Origin of the sequence: uncultured Parvibaculum sp. (assembly GCF_963975745.1) — a bacterium.
Classification (GTDB): domain Bacteria; phylum Pseudomonadota; class Alphaproteobacteria; order Parvibaculales; family Parvibaculaceae; genus Parvibaculum.
Map to the genome: position 1 here is coordinate 51,494 of NZ_CAXBIB010000001.1, position 17,465 is coordinate 68,958.

At 59.8% G+C, this 17,465-nt stretch carries 16 protein-coding genes, 2 tRNA genes and 1 pseudogene; 18 read left to right on the forward strand and 1 reads right to left on the reverse strand.

Annotated features, from left to right (window positions below; genetic code table 11):
- The first annotated feature begins 58 nt into the window (after positions 1-58).
- The 5 genes from AAC071_RS00230 (at position 59) to AAC071_RS00250 (ending at position 6,159) form a co-directional block, all read left to right on the forward strand.
- Positions 59-571: an N-acetyltransferase gene (locus tag AAC071_RS00230; protein ID WP_339828569.1), complete on the forward strand. Its 513-nt coding sequence runs from the start codon at positions 59-61 to the stop codon at positions 569-571.
- Between the two features lie 190 nt (positions 572-761).
- Positions 762-1,394, forward strand: coding sequence for an ATP-dependent Clp protease proteolytic subunit (locus AAC071_RS00235; protein ID WP_339828571.1), 633 nt, complete (start codon positions 762-764; stop codon positions 1,392-1,394).
- A 328-nt stretch (positions 1,395-1,722) separates the two neighbouring features.
- Positions 1,723-2,988 (forward strand): ATP-dependent Clp protease ATP-binding subunit ClpX, encoded by a 1,266-nt coding sequence (clpX, locus tag AAC071_RS00240; RefSeq protein WP_339828573.1) that lies wholly within the window; start codon positions 1,723-1,725, stop codon positions 2,986-2,988.
- 254 nt (positions 2,989-3,242) lie between these two features.
- Positions 3,243-5,690 (forward strand): endopeptidase La, encoded by a 2,448-nt coding sequence (gene lon, locus AAC071_RS00245; protein ID WP_339828575.1) that lies wholly within the window; start codon positions 3,243-3,245, stop codon positions 5,688-5,690.
- Positions 5,691-5,883: 193 nt separating this feature from the next.
- Entirely contained in the window at positions 5,884-6,159 is a 276-nt protein-coding gene (locus AAC071_RS00250; RefSeq protein ID WP_304735974.1) for an HU family DNA-binding protein, read from the forward strand.
- Between the two features lie 53 nt (positions 6,160-6,212).
- On the opposite strand, the gene AAC071_RS00255 is transcribed toward AAC071_RS00250, so the two are convergent.
- Complete coding sequence (locus AAC071_RS00255) at positions 6,213-7,487, reverse strand: MFS transporter (protein WP_339828580.1); 1,275 nt, start codon at positions 7,485-7,487, stop codon at positions 6,213-6,215.
- A gap of 149 nt (positions 7,488-7,636) precedes the next feature.
- Between AAC071_RS00255 and AAC071_RS00260 the strand changes: the two genes are divergently transcribed.
- The 13 genes and pseudogenes from AAC071_RS00260 to nuoK all read left to right on the forward strand — a co-directional run bounded on the left by AAC071_RS00260 (position 7,637) and on the right by nuoK (position 17,465).
- Positions 7,637-7,712, forward strand: a tRNA-Val gene (locus tag AAC071_RS00260).
- 103 nt (positions 7,713-7,815) lie between these two features.
- Positions 7,816-7,892, forward strand: a tRNA-Asp gene (locus AAC071_RS00265).
- A 280-nt stretch (positions 7,893-8,172) separates the two neighbouring features.
- Entirely contained in the window at positions 8,173-8,538 is a 366-nt protein-coding gene (locus AAC071_RS00270; RefSeq protein WP_339828582.1) for an NADH-quinone oxidoreductase subunit A, read from the forward strand.
- Between the two features lie 50 nt (positions 8,539-8,588).
- Positions 8,589-9,089 (forward strand): annotated as a pseudogene (locus AAC071_RS00275) (NADH-quinone oxidoreductase subunit B family protein); the annotation flags it as partial.
- Between the two features lie 73 nt (positions 9,090-9,162).
- Complete coding sequence (locus tag AAC071_RS00280) at positions 9,163-9,765, forward strand: NADH-quinone oxidoreductase subunit C (RefSeq protein WP_339829235.1); 603 nt, start codon at positions 9,163-9,165, stop codon at positions 9,763-9,765.
- 3 nt (positions 9,766-9,768) lie between these two features.
- The gene (locus tag AAC071_RS00285) at positions 9,769-10,947 is read left to right on the forward strand and encodes an NADH-quinone oxidoreductase subunit D (protein WP_339828584.1); all 1,179 of its coding nucleotides are present in this window, start codon (positions 9,769-9,771) and stop codon (positions 10,945-10,947) included.
- The gene (gene nuoE, locus AAC071_RS00290) at positions 10,944-11,564 is read left to right on the forward strand and encodes an NADH-quinone oxidoreductase subunit NuoE (protein WP_339828586.1); all 621 of its coding nucleotides are present in this window, start codon (positions 10,944-10,946) and stop codon (positions 11,562-11,564) included. The genes AAC071_RS00285 and nuoE overlap by 4 nt, the downstream gene beginning before the upstream one ends.
- Positions 11,564-12,850 (forward strand): NADH-quinone oxidoreductase subunit NuoF, encoded by a 1,287-nt coding sequence (gene nuoF, locus AAC071_RS00295; protein ID WP_339828589.1) that lies wholly within the window; start codon positions 11,564-11,566, stop codon positions 12,848-12,850. Before nuoE ends, nuoF begins: the two co-directional genes overlap by 1 nt.
- A gap of 4 nt (positions 12,851-12,854) precedes the next feature.
- Positions 12,855-14,897, forward strand: coding sequence for an NADH-quinone oxidoreductase subunit NuoG (gene nuoG / locus AAC071_RS00300; RefSeq protein ID WP_339828591.1), 2,043 nt, complete (start codon positions 12,855-12,857; stop codon positions 14,895-14,897).
- 7 nt (positions 14,898-14,904) lie between these two features.
- Positions 14,905-15,918, forward strand: coding sequence for an NADH-quinone oxidoreductase subunit NuoH (gene nuoH / locus AAC071_RS00305; RefSeq protein WP_339828593.1), 1,014 nt, complete (start codon positions 14,905-14,907; stop codon positions 15,916-15,918).
- Between the two features lie 38 nt (positions 15,919-15,956).
- Positions 15,957-16,448, forward strand: a complete 492-nt coding sequence (gene nuoI, locus AAC071_RS00310; protein WP_339829237.1) for an NADH-quinone oxidoreductase subunit NuoI — start codon at positions 15,957-15,959, stop codon at positions 16,446-16,448.
- Positions 16,449-16,479: 31 nt separating this feature from the next.
- Positions 16,480-17,094, forward strand: coding sequence for an NADH-quinone oxidoreductase subunit J (locus tag AAC071_RS00315; protein ID WP_339828596.1), 615 nt, complete (start codon positions 16,480-16,482; stop codon positions 17,092-17,094).
- A gap of 62 nt (positions 17,095-17,156) precedes the next feature.
- On the forward strand, positions 17,157-17,465 hold the full coding sequence (gene nuoK, locus AAC071_RS00320) for an NADH-quinone oxidoreductase subunit NuoK (protein ID WP_339828599.1): 309 nt from the start codon (positions 17,157-17,159) through the stop codon (positions 17,463-17,465).

The following is a 17,465-nucleotide window of genomic DNA, read 5'->3' on the forward strand; positions in this document are numbered from 1 at the left end:
GGTGGAACGGCCGCGCGGGCAGATCGCGCCGCCGCCGTTGCATCGCATGGAAACGGACATGAAGATCGTCACCGAAAAGACAATTCACAATACCGAGGTCGAGCGGCTGGTCGCCGAGGCTTTCGGCCCGGAACGCTTCGCGAAGGCAGTCTACCGGCTGCGCGAAGGTGTTGCGCATGATGCGTCTCTGGCGCTGGTCGCTATCGATCGAAGCGTGGTGGTTGGCACCTTGCGCTTCTGGCCGGTCGAGATCGCTGGCGGCACGCCGGCCTTGTTGCTCGGTCCGCTGGTGACCGCACCCGACCGACAAGGCGAGGGGATCGGCAGCCGCCTGATGCGCGCCGGCCTTGCGCGCGCGGCCGCGCAGGGGCACCGCATCGTCGTGCTGGTGGGCGACGAGCCCTACTACCGCCGCTTCGGTTTTGTGCGGTCGCTGGCGCGGCGCCTGGACCTGCCGGGACAGTACGACGCTGCCCGATTTCTGGCGCGCGAACTGGTTTCCGGCGCGCTGTCGGGGGTTTGTGGGCTGATCGGCCTGCCGGACAGGCAGGTACTGGATAAGGTTGCCTGACGCTGCGGCAATAGTCCCTTTGACGCAGGGGGCGAAATCGACCGCAACTGACCTTATATTGGTCTTGCGCTAGAGTTCGGAACCGTCCATTTACCGAATCAGGATATTCCGGTTCTACGCGATTCCTGGCGGGCACCGCGATTCCGACGCTCGCATATCGCAGGAAACAGGCCGACGCTCAGGAGACATAATGAAAGACCCCATCGAAACCTACATGAACCTCGTGCCGATGGTGGTCGAACAGACCAATCGCGGCGAGCGCGCCTACGATATCTTTTCGCGCCTGTTGAAGGAGCACATTATCTTCGTCGCCGGCCCTGTCGAAGACGGCATGGCAATGCTTGTGACGGCGCAGCTTCTCTTCCTCGAGGCGGAAAACCCCAAAAAAGAAATCTCGATGTACATCAATTCGCCGGGCGGCATCGTGACCTCGGGGCTTGCAATCTACGATACGATGCAGCACGTCCGCCCGCCGATTTCGACGGTATGCATGGGGCAGGCGGCATCGATGGGATCGCTTCTGCTTGCGGCTGGCGAAAAAGGCATGCGTTTCGCGCTTCCGAATGCGCGCATTATGGTTCATCAGCCATCGGGCGGCTTTCAGGGGCAGGCGACGGATATCGAAATCCATGCTCGCGAAACGATCGCGATTCGCGAGCGCCTTAACAACATCTACGTGAAGCACACCGGCCAGAGCCTCAAGGTCGTCGAAGACGCCCTCGAACGTGACAATTTCATGAGTCCCGAACGCGCCCAGGAATTCGGCATTATCGATCATGTCGGGGTTGTGCGTCCGGCGGCAGACGAAGGCAAAAAGGCCTGAAACAGACGCTTTCCAGCCGGGGGGCACTTGCCGGCCAGGATGCAGGTTCAGCAGGGTTTTGCGTCAGGAGCGGGGGAATCGGGCTCTTTGGAGGCTACCCCGCCGCGACGGAAAGGCACCGCTGCGCCGTTATGAGGGGTAATGAAATGTTGATCCCTCAGCGAATAACATGCTCGTATGTCTCAATGATGAACGGCGATACATCCGGTTTTCATACAGTCGCGTATAGAAAATATGGATGGCTTGATCGGGCATCGGAAGGCGGGCACGGTCGGTCCAGGGCGCTTGATGAGACCCGATCCGGCTTGCGGGTTACTAAGGAGTTTTTATGAGCAAGGTGAGCGGCGGCGACTCCAAGAACACGCTCTACTGTTCCTTTTGCGGCAAGAGCCAGCATGAGGTCAGGAAGCTGATTGCGGGACCGACCGTCTTTATCTGTGACGAATGTGTCGAACTCTGCATGGATATCATCCGCGAGGAGAACAAGAGCTCGCTGGTGAAGTCCCGTGACGGTGTTCCCTCGCCGCAGGAAATTTGCGCGGTGCTGGATGATTACGTGATCGGTCAGCAGCATGCGAAGCGCGTGCTCTCGGTCGCTGTTCACAATCATTACAAGCGGCTCAATCACGCGGCAAAGAACAACGACGTCGAGCTTGCCAAGTCGAATATCCTGCTGATCGGTCCGACGGGTTGCGGCAAGACGCTGCTCGCACAGACACTGGCGCGCATCCTCGATGTGCCGTTCACGATGGCAGACGCGACGACACTGACTGAAGCGGGCTATGTCGGCGAAGATGTCGAAAACATCATCCTGAAGCTGCTGCAGTCGGCCGATTACAATGTCGAGCGCGCGCAGCGGGGCATTGTCTATATCGACGAAGTCGACAAGATCAGCCGCAAGTCCGACAACCCCTCGATCACGCGCGACGTGTCGGGCGAGGGCGTGCAGCAGGCCTTGCTGAAGATTATGGAGGGCACGGTTGCCTCCGTGCCGCCGCAGGGTGGGCGCAAGCACCCGCAGCAGGAGTTCCTGCAGGTCGACACGACCAATATCCTCTTCATTTGCGGTGGCGCCTTTGCCGGTCTGGAAAAGATCATCGGTCAGCGTGGCAAGGGCGCGGGTATCGGCTTCAGTGCAAAGGTCCAGTCAGTTGAAGATCGCCGAACCGGCGACATCCTGAAGGATCTCGAGCCGGAAGATCTTCTGAAATTCGGCCTGATTCCGGAATTCGTTGGACGAATGCCGGTTCTCGCCACGCTGGAGGACTTGGACGAAGAAGCACTGGTGACCATCCTGACCCAGCCCAAGAATGCGCTGGTCAAGCAGTATGAACGGCTGTTCGAGATGGAGAATGTGCGCCTGACCTTTTCCGAGGAAGCGCTGCGCTCGATTGCGCGCAAGGCGATCGAGCGCAAGACCGGCGCGCGCGGACTGCGGTCGATTCTTGAATCGATTCTGCTCGATACGATGTTCGACCTGCCAACCCTTGAGGGTGTTGAAGAGGTTGTCATCAGCGGTGAGGTCGTCGAGGGCAAGGCGCGGCCGCTCTATATCTATGCCGAACGGCAGGGTGACGTTGGGACAAGCGCCTGACGGGACTGAAACCGTTATTTTTCAACGATCCGGGAATGGCCTTGAAAGCGTGGTCTTTCAGGGCCATTTCCTTTTTAACCAATGATCCGTGGCGATATCCGCTGGCGGGTCTCAACCGCCCGAAATAGGGGCGGCGCCCGCGAATCCGGTTATTCTGGCGAGGCGGACGGCCATCAGCATTCATTCAGAAACGAATGCTAGGCTGGATTCCCTCTGCGGGCGGCAGTCGAGTCAGGTAAAGGCAGGTAGTTGATATGACTGAAAAAAACGAGCGCGAAAAGGATGTGGCCGAAGCCCCGGGCAAGCTGGTGCTGCCGGTGCTTCCGCTACGCGATATCGTGGTTTTCCCGCACATGATCGTGCCGCTTTTTGTCGGTCGCGAGAAGTCGGTGCGTGCGCTTGAAAACGTCATGCAGGACGACAAGCAGATCCTGCTGGTCGCCCAGAAGAATGCGGCGGACGACAATCCGAATACAGATGATATCTACGAAATCGGTGCCATCGGTACCGTTTTGCAGCTCCTGAAATTGCCGGACAATACGGTCAAGGTGCTGGTGGAGGGCGTGCGCCGCGCGCGCGTCAAGCGCTACATCGACAATCCCGAATTCTTCGAAGCCGAGGTCGAGGCGATCGACGAGTCCGACGCGGATGGTGATCAGATCGAGGGCCTGACGCGCTCTGTCGTCTCCCAGTTCGAAGGCTATGTGAAGCTCAACAAGAAGGTTCCGCCGGAAGTTCTGGGATCGATCGGACAGATCGAGGATCCGGCGAAGCTTGCCGATACGGTCGCCAGCCATATCAACATCAAGATTCCCGAGAAGCAGGAGCTTCTCGAAATGTCGTCCGTTGCGGGGCGCCTGGAGCGCGTCTATTCGCTGATGGAAGGCGAGATCGGTGTGCTGCAGGTCGAAAAGCGCATCCGCAGCCGCGTCAAGCGCCAGATGGAGAAGACGCAGCGCGAGTACTATCTGAACGAGCAAATGAAGGCCATTCAGAAGGAACTTGGTGATGGCGACGACGGACGTGAGGAAATTCGCGAGCTCGAAGAGCGGATTCAGAAGGTGAAGCTTTCCAAGGAGGCACGCGAGAAAGCGGTGGCCGAATTGAAGAAGCTGAAGCAGATGAGCCCGATGTCGGCGGAAGCAACGGTAGTCCGCAATTATCTCGACTGGCTGCTCTCGGTGCCGTGGAAGCAGAAGAGTCGTGTCAAGAAGGAGCTCCAGAACGCGCAGGAAATTCTCGACGCCGATCACTTCGGCCTCGACAAGGTCAAGGAACGGATCGTCGAGTATCTGGCTGTCCAGAACCGCGCCAACAAGTTGAAGGGGCCGATCCTCTGCCTCGTTGGTCCGCCCGGTGTCGGCAAGACGTCCCTCGGCAAGTCGATTGCGCGTGCGACCGGTCGTGATTTCGTGCGTATGTCGCTTGGTGGCGTGCGCGATGAGGCCGAGATTCGCGGTCACCGTCGGACCTATATCGGCTCGATGCCCGGTAAGGTCATTCAGTCGATGAAGAAGGTGAAGCACACCAATCCGCTGTTCCTTCTCGATGAGATCGACAAGATGGGATCGGATTTCCGTGGTGATCCGTCATCGGCACTGCTTGAGGTACTTGATCCCGAGCAGAACAACGCCTTTGCTGACCACTATCTGGAGGTCGACTACGATCTTTCGGATGTCATGTTCGTAACGACCGCAAATACGCTCAACATCCCCGAGCCGCTGATGGATCGGATGGAGATTATCCGCATCGCTGGCTACACAGAGGATGAAAAGGTCGAGATCTCGCGCCGCCATCTGATCCAGAAGGCGATCGACGGTCATGGTCTGCGCAAGGGAGAGTGGTCGATCGACGACGATGCCTTGCGCCATCTGATCCGCGTGTACACGCGTGAGGCGGGCGTTCGCAACCTGGAGCGGGAATTGAACAACCTTGCCCGCAAGGCGGTGAAGCGCATTCTGACCGATCCTGAAACAAAGGCGGTCAAGCTCACCATGGAGAACATTGCCGAATATGCCGGTGTCCCGAAATACCGGTTCGGCGAAGCAGAAGGCGAGGATCAGGTCGGTATCGTGACGGGCTTGGCATGGACCGAGGTTGGCGGCGAGTTGCTGACCATCGAAGGCGTCATGATGCCGGGCAAGGGCCGTATGACCGTGACCGGCAATCTGCGTGACGTGATGAAGGAGTCGATTTCGGCAGCGAGTTCTTATGTTCGCTCCCGCGCGACCCATTTCGGTATCGAGCCGCCGCTCTTCGATCGTCGAGATATCCATGTCCACGTGCCGGAAGGTGCGACGCCCAAGGATGGTCCTTCGGCGGGCGTGGCGATGACGGCAGCCATCGTCTCCGTGATGACCGGAATCGCGGTGCACAAGGACGTCGCCATGACGGGCGAGATGACGCTCCGAGGGCGGGTGTTGCCCATCGGCGGCCTCAAGGAGAAGCTTCTGGCTGCGCTGCGGGGCGGCATCAAGAAGGTGCTTATCCCTCAGGACAATGCCAAGGATCTGGCCGAGATTCCGGACAATGTGAAGAACAGTCTGGAGATCGTACCGGTCAATACGATCGACGAAGCATTGAAGCATGCGCTGACACGCATGCCGGATCCGATCGAGTGGGACGAGGATGCCTGGCTTGCGGAGCAGGCCGCCGCCGGTCGCAACCGGCCCGACACCCCCGAGAAGATTATGGCACATTAAGGGGTGGAATTGACCACCAAGCTGGTCGAAGATTGGAAACGGGAGCCGAAAGGCTCCCGTTTTTGCGTGGACGGCTTCGAATTTTCCGCAGAAATCCTTTGTTTTTACTTTGACCCCCTTCTTGGCAGACGAGTAGACTCACAACGCTTGAGGGAATCCCGATTCCCCGCCATCGCATCAGAAGGGGCCCGACGTGAACAAGAACGATCTCATTGCAGAAGTGGCGGACCGGACCGGTCTATCCAAGGCCGATGCGACCAAGGCCGTCGACTACGTGTTCGACATCATCACGGACTCGCTGAAAAAGGGCGAAGAGGTCCGGCTGGTTGGATTTGGCACGTTCAACGTGTCGAACCGGGCGGCTACCGAGGGCCGCAACCCGCGTACCGGCGAGACGATCCAGATACCGGCCTCGAAGCAGCCGAAGTTCAAGGCCGGCAAGGGGCTCAAGGACGCTGTTAACAGCTGAACAAAAACCGCGAGTTTGAGGGCCGGCCGTTTTGGAAAGCGTGCCGGCCTTTTTCATGGGGTGGCGGCATCCGGTTCGGCCGGCGTCGTGTCTTCGTCCGCAGCGCGTGGGTCGAGTTCGGTTGGCAGCGGGTGGACCTGAGGGAAGGGAACGGCGACGAAGTCGGACCGCTGCGCTCCCGTCAGCGCCGGCGTCGAGGCGATGCGGTAGGCCGTGTAGCCGGCAAACAGCAAATGAATAACGGCTGGAAATACGAATATCGAGGAAATGCCGAAACTGCTGACGCCGAGCGATGCGGCCGTTGGGCCCACGATGGCGCCGACCGAATAGACAACCAGCAGCCCCCCCGAGATTGAAACAAAGCTCTCGCTCTGGCCGTGATCGTTCATGTGCGCCACACAAACCGAATAAAGCGTCAGCGCAAAGACCCCGAACAGCACGCCCGAAAGCATGATGGCCACAACGCTGCCGCTGATGCCGGAAACAACCAGAGCGACCTCGCCAATTGCAGCCCCGAGACAGAGTGCAACGATGACGCGCCGGCGGTCCATACGGTCCGAAATGCGGCCGATCGGCCATTGCGCGATGGCGCCGCCAGCGATGGCGGCCAGCATGAAGGCGGCAATTCCGCTTTCGCCGATCCCGCTCTCCATTGCGAAGAGTGGCGCCAGCGTCCAGAAGGGCGCATTGGTCAGGCCGACCACAAAAGATCCGACCAGTCCGACGGGCGACAGGGCGTAGAGGTTCCAGATATTGATCTGGGTGCTCTGGATAGGCATTGGCTGAACGGATGTTGTCATCGCAACCGGGACCAAGGCCAGGGATGTCAGAATCGAGCAAATGGCAAAGAGAACGAAGCCGGTCGAATCGGCCGCGTTGAGCATCAATTGACCGCCGGCCAGCGCCGTCAGGTTGACTGCGACGTAAATGGCGAAAATCCGACCGCGCGTATCGTTGGTGGACTGCTCGTTGAGCCAGCTTTCAATGACCATGTAGAGCCCGGCAAAGCAGAAACCGGTCAAAATCCGCATCAATGCCCAGATGGCCGGATCGGACGACATTGCATGAATGAGTGGCGCTGCTGCCGCCAGTCCACAAAAGGTGGCGAAGCTGCGGATGTGGCCCGCCCGATGCACAATATGAGGTGTCGCGAAGCAGCCTGCGAGAAAGCCGGCGAAATAGAAACTGCCGATAACGCCGACAGTGATGGTCGCAAAGCCCTCATAACCGGCACGAATCGGGATCAGCGTGCCGAGAAGCCCGTTGCCGACCAGCAGGATGGCCGTGGCCATCAACAGCGAAAAGATGGGAGCGAGTGTACGAGTCAACGGGACAACCGGGCTTTCGGTGAGACGAAGGACGACGCCCCAAGATCGGGCGTTTGGGGTCCCAATGCAATGGCGCCGATTGCAATGCCGGCGGTCATTCGCTAGGAGTTGCGGCACTGGCCCGGCGGAAATTTCTCCCTGTGCGGCAAGGGCGGTTAGCTCAGTTGGTAGAGCATCTCGTTTACACCGAGAGGGTCGGCGGTTCGAGCCCGTCACCGCCCACCAGGCAGGACTGGCCATCTGCCGTGCCGCATCTGCGATCCGCCTTGACAGCGAGGGGGGCTTGGCTTACGAGACGCCCACCTTTCAGGCGATTTCAGCGCCTTGAGGGGGTGTAGCTCAGTTGGTTAGAGCGCCGGCCTGTCACGCCGGAGGTCGCGGGTTCGAGCCCCGTCACTCCCGCCATCATCTCCAGTTCATCGGGCCTTCGTGGTGGCCATCGACATGCATGGGCGAGCATGACGTTAGCTGCATGCAAGCCCCTGCGGAAGGCCGCAAAGCCAGAGGTTTTTGCCCCGACAAATCGTCAGCTGGCCTTTGATTTCGCGTATGCGGAAGCTATACTGCGCGCCGAATTGGGCAGCCAAATTCTGGACGAGCCGATCGTCCTGCCGCGTGCCAGCGCGGTTTGAAATGGTGCCCGGCCGGAGCCGAAAGGCAACGGTTTCTTGTTGAGGACAATTCGATGGAAGATCTGCTTCTCGAGTACCTGCCCATATTGATTTTTATGGGGCTGTCGCTCGTGATTGGTCTTGCATTGCTGGTCGCACCGTTTTTTGTAGCCCCGAGCAAGCCGGATCCGGAGAAACTTGCCGCTTACGAATGCGGGTTCGATGCCTTCGATGACGCGCGTATGAAGTTCGACGTGAAGTACTATCTCGTCGCCATTCTCTTCATCATCTTCGATCTTGAAGTGGCCTTTCTGTTTCCTTGGGCTGTCGCACTGGGCGATGTCGGAATGTTTGGTTTCTGGTCCATGATCATTTTCCTCGCGGTGCTGACGATCGGCTTCACCTATGAGTGGAAGAAGGGCGCCCTGGAATGGGAGTGATGCAAACCGGAAATGTTGCCGTCCCGGGCGGCGGCGTGGTCGCAGGCAGTGGGCAGGACGATGCTTTCTTTCGTCAGGCATCCGACGCGCTGGCCGATAAGGGCTTTGTGCTGACGACGGTGGACGATCTGATCAACTGGTCGCGCACCGGCTCGCTGATGTGGATGACGTTCGGGCTGGCCTGTTGCGCGGTCGAAATGATGCACACCTCGATGCCGCGTTACGATGCGGAACGATTCGGCGTTGCGCCGCGCGCGAGCCCGCGTCAGTCCGACGTGATGATCGTGGCCGGTACATTGACCAACAAGATGGCCCCGGCGCTTCGCAAAGTTTACGATCAGATGCCCGAGCCGCGCTATGTGATCTCGATGGGATCCTGTGCGAACGGCGGAGGCTACTATCACTATTCCTACTCTGTGGTGCGCGGTTGCGACCGGATCGTTCCGGTTGACATCTATGTGCCCGGATGCCCGCCCACCGCCGAGGCGCTGCTCTACGGCATCCTCGCCCTTCAAAAGAAAATTCGCCGGACGGGCACACTCGACCGTTGAATTTCACCGACAGGCAGCAGATAGCTCCCGCGCTGGAAGCGAAAACCTGCCCATGAGTTTCGAGACCGCATCGATGGACGAAAGTCTCACAGAACTGGGCGAGCACATTCTCGGTGGCATCGAGGAATCGATGTTGCGCTACGATGTGGCACATGGCGAACTGACTATTCGGGTACAGGCGCGTTCGATCGTGCGGGTGCTGAAGTTCCTTCGGGACGACCCCGCCTGCCATTTCGCCACGCTCATCGATATCACGGCCGTCGACTACCCGCAGCGTGCGCAGCGTTTCGATGTCGTCTATCACCTGCTCTCGATGCATCAGAACCAGCGGATTCGGGTCACGCTCGAGACCGATGAGGAAACGCCCGTGCCGAGCGTGGCGGGCATATATCCGGCGGCCAACTGGTATGAGCGCGAAACCTTCGACATGTACGGCGTGCTGTTCAGCGATCACCCGGATCTTCGCCGTATCCTGACTGACTATGGATTCAATGGCTATCCGTTGCGCAAGGATTTCCCGCTGACCGGCTATGTCGAGGTTCGCTACGATGATGACGCGAAGCGCGTCGTCTACGAGCCGGTCAAACTGGTTCAGGAATTCCGCAGCTTCGACTTCGCCAGCCCGTGGGAAGGTGTCGAGTATCTGCTGCCGGGCGACGAGAAGGCGGAGAACTAGATCGTGGCCGAACAGGAACTCCGCAACTACCACCTGAATTTCGGTCCGCAGCACCCGGCCGCGCATGGTGTGCTGCGTCTGGTGCTGGAACTCGATGGCGAAGTGGTCGAGCGTGTCGATCCGCATATCGGCCTGCTGCATCGCGGTACCGAGAAGCTGATCGAGTACAAGACCTACCTGCAGGCGACGCCCTATTTCGACCGTCTTGATTACGTCGCGCCGATGAATCAGGAGCACGCTTTCGTGCTTGCGGCCGAAAAGCTTCTGGCGCTTGAAGTTCCGCGGCGCGGACAGTTCATTCGCGTTCTCTATTCGGAGATCGGCCGTATCCTTGCGCATATGCTCAATGTGACGACGCAAGCCATGGACGTCGGCGCGCTGACGCCGCCGCTCTGGGGCTTTGAAGAGCGCGAAAAGCTGATGATTTTCTACGAGCGCGCATCGGGTGCCCGGTTGCACGCCAACTACTTCCGCGTCGGCGGCGTGCATCGCGACCTGCCACCGCAACTTCTCGAGGATATCTACAACTTCTGCGATCCCTGTGCCCAGGTCCTGGACGACCTCGAAGGGCTGCTGACCGACAACAGAATCTTCAAGCAGCGCAACGTCGACATCGGCGTTGTCTCGCAGGAAGATGCGCTGGCCTGGGGCTTTTCGGGTGTCATGGTGCGCGGCTCCGGCATGGCCTGGGATCTGCGCCGTTCGCAGCCCTACGAAGTCTATTCGGAGCTCGATTTCGACATTCCGGTCGGCAAGAACGGCGATTGCTATGATCGCTACCTGATCCGGATGGAAGAAATGCGTCAGTCGCTGCGCATCATGAAGCAATGCATCGAGATGATGCCGGGTGGACCGGTCCACGCCGAAGATGGCAAGGTCGTTCCGCCCTCCCGCGCCGACATGAAGCGATCGATGGAGGCGCTGATCCATCACTTCAAGCTTTATACCGAGGGCTATCGTGTGCCCGAAGGCGAGGTCTATGCGGCCGTCGAGGCGCCGAAGGGCGAATTCGGCGTCTATCTCGTTTCGGACGGTGGCAACAAACCCTACAAGTGCAAGATCCGCGCGCCGGGCTATGCCCATCTTCAGGCCATGGATCATCTGTGCAAGGGCCATATGCTGGCGGATGTCGCCGCCATTCTCGGCTCCATCGATATCGTGTTTGGAGAGGTGGATCGGTGAGCGTTCGCAGACTAGACCCCAACCAGCCGGAAAGCTTCGCGTTCACGCCCGAGAATGTCGAATGGGCAAAGAAGCAGATTGCGAAGTTTCCGGAAGGCAAGCAGGCATCGGCCATCATCCCGTTGTTCTGGCGGGCCCAGATGCAGCATGGGGGCTGGCTGCCGGAGCCGGCAATCCGCTATGTCGCCGATCTGCTCGGCATGGACTACATCCGCGCGCTGGAAGTGGCGACATTCTATACAATGTTCAATCTTTCCCCGGTCGGTGAGCACTATGTGCAGCTCTGCGGCACGACGCCCTGCTGGCTGCGCGGTGCAGATGAACTGAAAGAAGTCTGCCGCAAGCATATCGGTCCGGAAGGGCAGGTCAGCGCCGACGGCAAGCTCTCCTGGCTCGAGGTCGAGTGTCTCGGTGCCTGCGTCAATGCGCCGATGGTTCAGATCAATGCCGACTTCTACGAGGACCTTGATCCGGCAACGCTCGAAAGAATTCTTGCGGATCTGCGTGACGGGAAGGATGTGAAGCCCGGCCCCCAAAGCGCACGACATTCTTCCGAGCCTCTGGGCAAGCTGACCAGCCTGACATCGGTCGACGCACGGTCGGGCGGGAGCGAATGATGCTGGAAGACAAGGATCGGATTTTCACCAATCTCTACGGCCATCAGGACTGGCGGCTCGCCGGCGCGCGGGCGCGCGGCGACTGGGACGGCACGGCCGGAATCATCGCGAAGGGCCGCGACTGGATTCTCGACGAAATGAAGAAGTCGGGCCTGCGCGGTCGCGGCGGCGCTGGTTTTCCGACCGGCCTCAAATGGTCCTTCATGCCGAAGGAATCCGACGGCCGCCCGCACTACCTGGTCGTCAATGCCGACGAGTCCGAGCCCGGCACCTGCAAGGACCGGGACATCCTGCGTCACGATCCCCAGAAGCTGATCGAAGGTTGCCTGATCGCTAGCTTCGCGATGGGCGCGCATGTCTGTTACGTCTATGTCCGTGGTGAATTCATCCGCGAACGCGAGCAGCTTCAGGCCGCCATCGACGAGGCCTATGAGGCGGGCCTGGTCGGCAAGAACGCGGCGGGGTCCGGCTGGGACTTCGACATCTACGTTCACCATGGTGCCGGTGCCTATATCTGCGGTGAGGAAACGGCGCTGCTCGAAAGCCTGGAAGGCAAGAAAGGCATGCCGCGCCTGAAGCCGCCTTTCCCGGCCAATGTCGGACTTTATGGCGCGCCGACCACGGTCAACAATGTCGAGTCGATTGCCGTCGCGCCGACGATCTTGCGTCGCGGCGCCACCTGGTTTGCCGGTCTCGGGCGTCCGAACAACACGGGCACGAAGCTGTTCTGCATTTCGGGCCATGTGAACAATCCGTGCAACGTCGAAGAGGAAATGGGTATCCCGTTGCGCGAGCTTCTTGAAAAGCACGCAGGTGGTGTGCGCGGTGGTTGGGACAATCTGCTGGCCGTGATCCCCGGGGGTTCGTCGGTCCCGCTCATTCCGAAGTCGGTCTGCGACGACGTGCTGATGGACTTCGACTCCTTGAAGGCCGTGCAGACGGGCCTCGGCACGGCGGCTGTCATCGTCATGGACAAGTCGACCGATGTCATCAAGGCGATCGCCCGGCTTTCGGCGTTCTACAAGCATGAGAGCTGCGGCCAGTGCACGCCCTGTCGCGAGGGCACGGGCTGGATGTGGCGCGTGATGGAACGCCTGGTCACGGGCGAGGCGGCCGTCGAGGAGATCGACATGCTGCTTGACGTGTCGAAGCGCGTTGAGGGTCACACCATTTGTGCGCTTGGCGACGCGGCCGCCTGGCCGGTTCAGGGGCTGATCCGCCATTTCCGGGGCACGATCGAAGAGCGTATTGCGTCGAAACGCGGCGTAGCGCAGGCGGCGGAGTAGGGGCATGCCGAAACTTATCGTCGATGGCATCGAGGTCGAGGTCGAGAACGGCGCCACGCTGTTGCAGGCTTGCGAGGACGCTGGCGCGGAAATTCCGCGCTTCTGTTATCATGAGCGGCTCTCGATTGCCGGCAATTGCCGCATGTGTCTCGTCGAGGTCGAGAAATCGCCGAAGCCGGTGGCTTCCTGCGCCATGCCGGCAGCCGATGGCATGGTCGTGCACACCCGGACCGAACAGGTCAAGCGCGCCCGCGAGGGTGTGATGGAATTCCTGCTGATCAATCACCCGCTCGATTGCCCGATCTGCGATCAGGGCGGCGAGTGCGATCTGCAGGATCAGTCAATGGCCTACGGTGTCGACGGGTCGCGGTTCCACGAGAACAAGCGGGCCGTCGAAGACAAGTATATGGGACCACTGGTCAAGACGGTGATGACCCGTTGTATCCACTGCACCCGTTGCATCCGCTTTTCTCAGGAAGTTGCCGGGGTGCCGGAACTCGGCGCCATCGGACGCGGCGAGGACATGGAGATCACGACCTATCTCGAGCACGCTTTGACATCGGAGCTTTCCGCGAATGTTGTCGATCTCTGCCCGGTTGGCGCACTGACTTTTCATCCCTTCGCCTATACCGCGCGGCCATGGGAACTTCGCAAGACAGAGTCGATTGATGTGATGGACGCTGTCGGCTCGAATGTGCGCATCGATGCCCGCGGACGGGAAGTGATGCGCATTCTGCCTCGCCTCAACGAGGAGGTGAACGAAGAGTGGATTTCCGACAAGACGCGCTTTGTCTGGGACGGGCTCAGGACGCAGCGTCTCGACACACCCTATGTTCGTGAGAACGGCAAACTGCGCGCCGCCACTTGGGATGAGGCCTTTGCCGCGATCGCTACGCGTCTGAAAGGCCTGAGCGGCGAACGCGTGGCGGCCATTGCCGGTGATCTGGCCTGTGCCGAATCCATGAAGGCGCTGAAGGATCTTTACGCGGCGCTCGGTTCCGCGAATATCGATTGCCGGCAGGATGGCGCCAGGATCGACGCGTCGACGCGCGCCGCCTACCTGTTCAACACGACCGTCGCGGGTATCGAAACGGCCGATGCAATCCTGCTGATCGGAACCGATCCGCGAAGGGAGGCGCCGATCCTCAACGCGCGCATTCTCAAGCGTGCCCGCATGGGTGGTCTCAAGGTCGGCGTCATCGGACCGCGGTCCGATCTGTCCTACAGCTACGACTATCTTGGCGCAGGCCCGCAATCGCTGAAGGACCTCGGCGCATTTGCTGATGTTCTGAAGAACGCATCCAACCCGATGATCGTGGTTGGACAGGGGGCACTGGCACGCAAGGACGGCAAGGCGGTGCTGGCATCGGCCATTGCATTGGCGAAATCGGTCGGCGCGGTCCGCGACGACTGGAATGGGTTCAACGTTCTCCACACGGCGGCGGCCCGCGTCGCCGGCCTGGACCTTGGCCTGGTGCCGGGGGAGGGCGGGCGCGATGTCGAAGCAATTCTCGAAGGCGCCTCGAATGGCGAAATCGAGTTTGTACATCTCCTCGCCGCCGATGAACTCGATATGGGACGCCTGGGTTCGGCATTCGTTGTCTATCAGGGAACGCATGGCGATGCTGGTGCACACAGGGCGGATGTGATTCTGCCGGGTGCCGCCTATACCGAAAAGAACGCAACTTGGGTCAACACCGAAGGCCGCGTGCAGCGGGGCCGGCGCGCCGTCTTTCCGCCGGGTGCCGCTCGCGAGGACTGGGCCATCCTCCGTGCCCTGTCGGCGGTGCTGGACCATACGCTTCCCTACGACAACCTTGCCGCGCTTCAGGCCGCGATGATTTCGGATGCGCCGCATTTTGCCGACATCGACATCGCAGCACCCGCGGGCGCGCTGCCCGATCTCCCGGTTGGCGAGATCGATGCCGCGCCGTTCGAAACGCCGGTGAAGGATTTCTATCTGACAAACCCGATTGCTCGCGCGAGCGCGGTGATGGCGCGCTGTTCGGCAGAACATCTGGGCGCGCGCGTCCAGGCGGCGGAGTGAGGATGGCATGACCGAGTTTCTGACGACTTACGGCATTCCCCTCGCCATCATTGTCGGTCAATCGCTGGCGCTCATTGTCGCGATCCTGCTGGTCACGGCCTATGTGCTGTTGGCGGACCGCAAGATCTGGGCGGCTGTGCAGCTGCGCCGTGGTCCCAATGTCGTCGGCGCCTTCGGTCTGCTGCAATCCTTCGCCGACCTGCTGAAATTCGTGTTCAAGGAAGTCGTCATTCCGGCCGGCGCGAACAAGGGCGTTTTCCTGTTGGCGCCGCTGGTGACGGTGACGCTGGCGCTTGCCGCCTGGGCCGTGATTCCGTTCGACGCAGGCGTCGTTCTCTCCAACATCAATGTCGGTGTGCTCTACATCTTCGCGATCTCCTCGCTTGGAGTGTACGGCGTTATCATGGCGGGCTGGGCATCGAATTCGAAGTACCCGTTCCTGTCGGCGCTGCGCGCGGCGGCGCAGATGGTTTCTTATGAAGTCTCGATCGGCTTTGTCATTGTCTGCGTCCTGCTGACGGCCGGCACATTGAACCTCACCGAGATTGTCGAGGCGCAGAAGACCGTCTGGTATTTCATTCCGCACCTTCCGATGTTTGCGATCTTCTTCATTTCGGCGCTGGCGGAAACCAATCGCCCCCCATTCGATCTGGTCGAGGCTGAATCGGAACTCGTGGCAGGATTCATGGTCGAGTATTCCTCGACCACCTACATGATGTTCATGCTCGGTGAGTATGTCTCGATCCTGCTGATGTGCGCCATGACGACGATCCTGTTTCTCGGCGGTTGGCTGCCGCCTTTCGACATTGCGCCGTTCAACTGGGTGCCTGGTATTGTCTGGTTCCTGCTGAAGGTTCTCCTGGTCTTCTTCATGTTTGCGATGGTGAAAGCATTTGTGCCGCGCTACCGCTATGACCAGTTGATGCGCTTGGGGTGGAAGGTCTTCCTGCCGTTCTCGCTTTTCTGGGTAGTCCTGACGGCTGGCGTTCTGGTCGGCTTTGACATCGTGCCGCAGCGTTGAGGGAGAACACGATGACGTATTCGGAAAGGACCGAGAAAATGACCTGGCTGGGCCGGTCGGCGCGATCGCTCTTTCTCATGGAGTTTGTTTCGAGCTTCGCGCTGGCGATGCGCTATTTCTTCAAGCCGAAAGTGACTCTCAACTATCCCTTCGAAAAGGGACCGCTCAGCCCGCGCTTTCGGGGCGAACATGCATTGCGTCGCTACCCCAACGGTGAGGAGCGGTGCATTGCTTGCAAGCTCTGCGAAGCGGTTTGTCCTGCGCTTGCCATCACCATCGAGGCCGGTCCGCGCCGCAATGACGGTACGCGCCGGACCACGCGCTACGACATCGACATGACGAAGTGCATCTATTGCGGTCTGTGCCAGGAAGCGTGCCCGGTCGATGCGATCGTCGAGGGGCCGAATTTCGAGTTTGCGACCGAAACCCGCGAGGAATTGATGTACGACAAGGAACGGCTGCTGGCGAACGGCGACCGTTGGGAACGCGAGATCGCGACCAACATCGCGCTCGACGCGCCCTATCGTTGAACGAAGATCGTCGAGGGGACGAGGGGTCCATATGATTGCCACCGCCATTGCATTCTATTTTTTCGCGGCGATAACCGTTGCCGCGGGATTCATGGTGATCGCTTCGCGCAATCCCGTTCACTCGGTGTTGTTTCTGATTCTTGCCTTCTTCAATTCAGCAGCGCTGTTTGTATTGTTGGGTGCAGAGTTTCTGGCCTTGATCCTTGTCATTGTCTATGTCGGCGCAGTGGCGGTCCTCTTTCTCTTTGTCGTCATGATGCTCGACATCGATTTCTTGGAACTGCGCGAAGGATTTCTGCAGTATCTGCCGGTGGGCGCGCTGGTTGGCCTGATCTTGCTGATTGAGCTGATGCTGGTGCTTGGCGCCTGGATCATTTCGCCCGAAGCCGCGGGCGTTGCAGCGGCGCCGGCGCCCGCCATCTCGGATGTGCACAACACGCGGGCGTTGGGTCAGCTCATCTATACGCAATATGCCTACCTGTTTCAGGCCGCTGGCCTGATTCTTCTGGTGGCGATGATCGGTGCCATTGTGCTGACGCTGCGTCACAAGCCGAATGTAAAGCGGCAGGTCATTGCCGATCAGGTCGCGCGAACGCGTGAACAGGCAGTGGAATTGAAGAAGGTCGAACCCGGTCAGGGGCTCTGAACGGCGCAACGAATGAGGGGACTGGTCCCGGCGCACTTTGCGCAAGGGGCGGGAGATAGAGAATGGCAATCGGCCTCGAGCATTATCTGACTGTGGCGGCGATCCTTTTCACGCTCGGCATTTTAGGCATTTTCCTCAATCGGAAGAATGTCATCGTCATTCTGATGTCGATCGAGTTGATGTTGCTCGCCGTCAATATCAACCTGGTCGCATTTTCCGCCTATCTCGGCGATCTGGTCGGTCAGGTTTTCGCGCTCTTCGTCTTGACTGTTGCGGCGGCCGAGGCGGCGATCGGCCTGGCCATCCTTGTCGTCTATTTCCGCAACCGCGGCTCAATCGCGGTTGAGGACATCAACGTGATGAAGGGGTAA

Coding starts and splice junctions, on each gene's coding strand:
- nuoK (WP_339828599.1), top strand. CDS start 17,157: ATGGCAATCGGCCTCGAGCATTATCTGACTGTGGCGGCGATCCTTTTC.
- AAC071_RS00270 (WP_339828582.1), top strand. CDS start 8,173: ATGGAAGATCTGCTTCTCGAGTACCTGCCCATATTGATTTTTATGGGG.
- lon (WP_339828575.1), top strand. CDS start 3,243: ATGACTGAAAAAAACGAGCGCGAAAAGGATGTGGCCGAAGCCCCGGGC.
- AAC071_RS00280 (WP_339829235.1), top strand. CDS start 9,163: ATGGACGAAAGTCTCACAGAACTGGGCGAGCACATTCTCGGTGGCATC.
- AAC071_RS00230 (WP_339828569.1), top strand. CDS start 59: ATGAAGATCGTCACCGAAAAGACAATTCACAATACCGAGGTCGAGCGG.
- AAC071_RS00235 (WP_339828571.1), top strand. CDS start 762: ATGAAAGACCCCATCGAAACCTACATGAACCTCGTGCCGATGGTGGTC.
- nuoH (WP_339828593.1), top strand. CDS start 14,905: ATGACCGAGTTTCTGACGACTTACGGCATTCCCCTCGCCATCATTGTC.
- nuoF (WP_339828589.1), top strand. CDS start 11,564: ATGCTGGAAGACAAGGATCGGATTTTCACCAATCTCTACGGCCATCAG.
- AAC071_RS00315 (WP_339828596.1), top strand. CDS start 16,480: ATGATTGCCACCGCCATTGCATTCTATTTTTTCGCGGCGATAACCGTT.
- nuoI (WP_339829237.1), top strand. CDS start 15,957: ATGACCTGGCTGGGCCGGTCGGCGCGATCGCTCTTTCTCATGGAGTTT.
- clpX (WP_339828573.1), top strand. CDS start 1,723: ATGAGCAAGGTGAGCGGCGGCGACTCCAAGAACACGCTCTACTGTTCC.
- nuoG (WP_339828591.1), top strand. CDS start 12,855: ATGCCGAAACTTATCGTCGATGGCATCGAGGTCGAGGTCGAGAACGGC.